General features: G+C 64.0%; 4 protein-coding genes. 1 reads left to right on the forward strand and 3 read right to left on the reverse strand.

The window, feature by feature from the left end; translation table 11 throughout:
* A partial coding sequence (locus ACO48X_RS10100; RefSeq protein WP_485001961.1) for a solute carrier family 23 protein occupies nt 1–1,506 on the forward strand: 1,506 nt, incomplete at its 5' end.
* A gap of 107 nt (nt 1,507–1,613) precedes the next feature.
* On the opposite strand, the gene ACO48X_RS10105 is transcribed toward ACO48X_RS10100, so the two are convergent.
* The 3 genes from ACO48X_RS10105 to ACO48X_RS10115 form a co-directional block, all read right to left on the reverse strand.
* The gene (locus ACO48X_RS10105) at nt 1,614–2,186 is read right to left on the reverse strand and encodes a MerR family transcriptional regulator (RefSeq protein WP_485001962.1); all 573 of its coding nucleotides are present in this window, start codon (nt 2,184–2,186) and stop codon (nt 1,614–1,616) included.
* Nucleotides 2,187–2,349: 163 nt separating this feature from the next.
* The gene (gene ftsR, locus ACO48X_RS10110) at nt 2,350–3,123 is read right to left on the reverse strand and encodes a transcriptional regulator FtsR (protein WP_485001963.1); all 774 of its coding nucleotides are present in this window, start codon (nt 3,121–3,123) and stop codon (nt 2,350–2,352) included.
* Nucleotides 3,124–3,137: 14 nt separating this feature from the next.
* On the reverse strand, nt 3,138–3,581 hold the full coding sequence (locus tag ACO48X_RS10115; RefSeq protein ID WP_485001964.1) for an FHA domain-containing protein: 444 nt from the start codon (nt 3,579–3,581) through the stop codon (nt 3,138–3,140).
* Nucleotides 3,582–3,946: the final 365 nt, after the last annotated feature.

Here is a 3,946-nt window from a genome sequence, read left to right on the forward strand (position 1 = left end):
CTTGTCATGGGAACGACCCTGCTGTCGGTCTCGGCCTCCGACTTCGTCGGATACGCCACCGCGGCGCCGACGGCGGCTCCCGCCAAGGGCGTGGTCCCCCTTCAGACGACGTCGCTGTTCTACGCCTTCGGGACGCTGGCCGCCATCGTCTTGGCCCAGCGGTTTTTGCGCGGGTTTCTCGCAACGATCGCCGTGCTCATCGGGCTCGTCGGAGGCACGGCCGTCGCCGCGATCCTGGGCCATCTCGACCCGAAGGACATCGACGCCCTCAAGAGCGCCGGCTCTTTTGCCGCGACCACGCCGTTCTACTTCGGGACGCCGACCTTCGCCGCCGGCGCGATCGTCTCGATGACCATCGTCATGGCCGTGACGATGGTCGAAACGACGGGCGACGTCTTCGCCACCGGGGAGATCGTCGGCAAGCGCATTCGAAAAGCCGACATCTCGGCCGCCATACGCGCCGACGGCTTGTCGACGCTCCTCGGCGGCGTCATGAACTCGTTCCCCTACACCTGTTTCGCCCAAAACGTCGGCCTTGTGCGCATCACACGGGTGAAATCGCGGTGGGTGGCGGCCGGCGCGGGAGTGGTCATGATGGTCCTTGGAGTCCTGCCGAAGGCGGGGGCGCTGGTGGCGACGATCCCCTCCCCCGTGCTCGGAGGCGCCTCCCTGGCCATGTTCGCCAACGTGGCCTGGGTCGGCATGCAGACGATAGCCAAGGCGGACATGCGGGACAACCGCAACGCCGTTATCGTGACGACCTCGCTCGGCCTTGCCATGCTCGTGACTTTCAAGCCGTTCATCGCCGATTCCATGCCCTCGTGGGCACGGATTTTCTTTTCCTCGGGCATGACTGCCGGGGCGATCGCCGCGATCGCCCTCAATGTCTTGTTCTTCCACGTCGGACGCGGGGGCGGAGATCCGGTCGTGTCCGGGCCCGACGGGCGCGCGCTCACCATCGACGAGGTCAACGCCATGGGCCGCGAACGCTTCGTCGAGGCGTTCTCACCGCTTTTCAACACGCAGACGTGGCCCCTGGAAAGGGCGTGGGAAAGTCGTCCCTTCGCCGACGCCGAAGAGTTCCGCGGCGCCGTCGAGAAAGCGATTCTCACGGCAAGCCAGGAGCTCAAGCTCGCCCTCCTGCGCGACTATCCCGACATCTCGAGCCTTCTCGAGGAGGACGACGCCGCAGCCCAGAAAGTCTCGCGAGACATCGGGTCGACGGCTCTCGGCGAGGCCAGCCCGGAAGAGCTGGAGCGGCTGAGCACTCTGGCCGAAGCTTACGCCGAGCGGTTCGGATGGCCGCTTGTGGCATACCTCGGCCCCTTGGACACGGCCGAGCGGCTCATCGAGTCCGGCGCGCGCCGCCTGAGCCATTCGGCCGAGCAAGAGCAGGTTCTCGCACTTTCAGAGGTGATCGACGTCGCCTACGATCGCTTCGACATGCTGCTTGCCGACGCGAATCCCGTGCGCACGGCCTGGGAGTCCAAGCTCACCGGGCAGTGAAACGCCCTGCCGGGGCGCGTGAGAGCCCGCCGCCGGCATGTGAGGGGTTGCCCCCGCGAGGGGCCCGCAAAGCCAGCGCGGGCCTCTTAGCGGGGCGCTTGTCCACTTTAAGCTTTGCGCTTTTTCGCCGCGCGACGCTTGGCGAGCTCGTCTTCCACAACGACGGCGCCGGCCTCTTCTGCCCGCTCCGTCGGAAGCTCGCCCAACGTGCCCTCGACTTCGCGCCACACGCGGCCCACGGCTATGCCGAAGACCCCTTGGCCGCCCTTGACGAGATCGATGACCTCGTCGTCGGACGTGCACTCATAGACGGAAGCCCCGTCGGACATGAGGGTGATCTGAGCCAGATCCTCAACTCCGTGCGACTCGAGTTGCGCGACTGCGAGCCGGATCTGCTGAAGTGAAACGCCCGTGTCCAAGAGGCGCTTGACGATCTTGAGCACAAGAACGTCGCGAAAAGAGTACAGGCGCTGGCTGCCTGAACCGTGTGCATTGCGAATCGATGGCGAGATGAGGCCCGTCCGATCCCAGTAGTCGAGCTGCCGGTACGTGATGCCGGCCGCGCGACATGCGATAGGGCCGCGATAGCCCGTCTCGTAGTCCAGATCTGGGAGCGGATCGCCGAAGAGCATTTGCTGAGCACGTTGCATCCTTGCGTCGTGCGCGTGAGCTTCGCTCATGGTTTCCTCCATACTTTCGTGAAATAGACGGGGGTGCTCCGCCTACACAGGCAACGATATAGCAGGAACGGCTCTCAATGGTGGTACGGCGCGTCTAAACTTCGAATCAACCGCGAGAACTCCCCTATAGACATTCAGATGGTTGAAAATTCGATTTTATTGCCTAACGCAGCTCGACTTCGATGTTTTCCGTTAGCAGCGCGCGATAAAGCTGGGATATGACGGTTGCGTTTTCCGTCGCCGAGGCGATGGCTCTCTCGCGTGCAACGCTGGATTTGCGGGCGCGTTCGGTTGCGATGGAGTTCGTCACTAGAACGGCGTGGGCGTGTGCGGACGTCCTGACGCTGCGCACCTGCCGCAGGGTGAAGCCCGCGCCCAGCAGCATCGTTGCGAAACGAACGATGTCCGGGGCCTGAGCGGTCAAGCGCCCGCGCGGGTCGGCGGCGAGGATGCCGGCGTCGACCATCTCTTCGACGTCGGAGACGGAGACGCCGGTGAGGTCCGCGACTTCGGACAGGCGCAGACGCGTGCCGGGCTGGGGGCGCTTGGCGACGTCGTCGATGAGGCGAAGCCGCCCCGGATGCGTGCCCTCGGGCTGTTGCCCCGCGTCGAGCTGGCGAAGAAGCTCCCGGATCTGGTCGAGCGGAAGATACCGGTCGCGCTGCTCGCGCAGGATGAAGCGCAGCCGCTCGCAGTCCGCGGGTGAGAAGAGTCTCTGATTCGAAGCCGTCCGGTGGGGATGGACAAGCTCGATCGACTCGTAATGGCGGATCTTCGACAACGTCAACAGCGGGAACTCCGCCGCGAGCATCGACTGGACCTCCCCTATTTTCAGATAGGGGTCGTGGGGAACGTCGAAAGGCCACTTCCCCTCCGGCTGGGCTTCGACGGCCTCGGCCTCGGGGGCCGCGGCGGGCTTGCGCGCTGCGCTCGACATGCGTTGGCGCGACGTCATGCCGTGGCCGGAGCCTCGTAGAAGGTCAGGCGGAACTTGCCGATCTGGACCTCGTCGCCCGTGTGGAGGATCTGGGCGTCGACCCGCTCGCGGTTGACGTAGGTTCCGTTGAGCGAACCCGAGTCGCGAACCGAGAACTCGTCGCCGCTGCGAATGAACTGCGCGTGCTTGCGGGAAACCGTGGCGTCGTCCAAGAAGATGTCGGACTTCTGGTGACGTCCCGCGTTCGTGCGGTCCTCGTTGAGCAGGAAACGCGCCCCGGAATTCGGTCCGGAGAGCGCGATGAGCAAGGCGGAGCCCTTGGGCAGCGACTCGATTGCCGCCTGCTCTTCCGGCTTCAACGCGCGCCTGGCGATGTTGACGTCTGAGTCCCCGCCGACGGTCTTGAAAACCGAGGTCGTGGTGGGATCGGCCTCGTTGGGCTCAAACCGTTCAGGCATACTGAAATCCTCCTTGGATAAAGATCCGGCTTGCCTCCGTAACCGTAGATCACAATTCTATAACCTTTGAGCCCCGTATGCCATGGGTTTCTCGGCATTGGCTTTCACTTGAGCTTGAAACGAATCGCCGCCTGACCCCGCGCGGTTGTCTCCCCGCCTGCCGTTGTGTATTCTTGACTGGTCGCAGCAACGATGTGGCTGATCTTCGGCTTTCTTTCGCGGAAAGCTCGCAGGAGCCGTTTTCAGGAAGCTTGCAAGTCTCTTTCTCCGGAAGAAAACGCGGCAGGATTGCACGAGCGACAACGGGCTATGGCGCAGTTTGGTAGCGCACTTGACTGGGGGTCAAGGGGTCGTGGGTTCAAATC

The organism is Peptidiphaga sp. (assembly GCF_057238965.1).